Source organism: Arthrobacter sp. P4_H3 (genome assembly GCF_056400885.1).
The window spans coordinates 1-889 of the sequence record NZ_JBFUKK010000050.1 but is presented as its reverse complement, the minus strand read 5'-3'; the positions used below and the strand labels follow the sequence as shown (position 1 = coordinate 889).

Below are 889 nucleotides of genomic sequence, written 5' to 3'. Positions count from 1 at the left end.
CATGGGCGGGACCCCGCAGCAGGTGGAAAACGCCGCGGAAATCGCGATGGAACACAACCTGGGCCTGACCTGCGACCCGATCGGCGGGCTCGTGCAGATCCCCTGTATCGAGCGCAACGCCATCGCCGCGGCGAAGGCCATCAACGCCGCCAAAATGGCGCTCTGGGGCGACGGCACACACCGGGTCTCCCTCGACGAAGTCATCGTCACCATGCGCGAAACCGGCAAGGACATGAGCTCCAAATACAAGGAAACCGCCATGGGCGGCCTCGCCGTCAACGTCGTGGAGTGCTAGTGGAGCGGCTCACGGGACCTGACAGCAGAGCCGGTGAACGTCCAGCGGCCAAGGCCGGCACGGACGGAACTCATCGGCGGAATCGAAGGCTGCGGCAGAAGATCGAAGCCTGGAGTGTGGGGGTCATCGGCCTTCTGGCACTCCTGGGGCTGGTCTACGCGTCTGCACAACAATCCGGTTGGTGAACCAACTCCGTCCTGGGCTTCCCCCGGCTTGAGGACCTCGCCAAGCACGCTCACAACAAGAAAGAGAACTATGACCCTGGCACCCGAAGGCCGCAAGCTGCTGCGCGTTGAACAGCGCAACAAGGCGGTACCGGTCGAACGCAAGCCCGACTGGATCAAGGCCAAGGTTCAGATGGGCCCGGAGTTCGTCCAGCTCAAGAACCTGGTCAAGAAGGAGGGCCTCCACACGGTGTGTGAGGAGGCCGGCTGTCCCAACATCTTCGAGTGCTGGGAAGACAAGGAAGCGACCTTCCTGATCGGCGGCTCCGAGTGCACCCGGCGCTGCGATTTCTGCCAGATCGACACCGGCAAGCCCTCCCCGGTGGACATGTTCGAGCCCACGAAGGTGGCCCGTTCGGTCCAGGCCATG

At 63.7% G+C, this 889-nt stretch carries 1 protein-coding gene and 1 pseudogene; both read left to right on the top strand.

Going from position 1 to position 889, the window contains the following annotated elements:
* Nucleotides 1–295, top strand: a 295-nt coding sequence (locus AC1DRE_RS25090) for an L-serine ammonia-lyase, iron-sulfur-dependent, subunit alpha (protein WP_476984925.1), incomplete at its 5' end; no start/stop codon positions are given.
* Between the two features lie 255 nt (nucleotides 296–550).
* Nucleotides 551–889: pseudogene (locus tag AC1DRE_RS25085) on the top strand (lipoyl synthase); the annotation flags it as partial.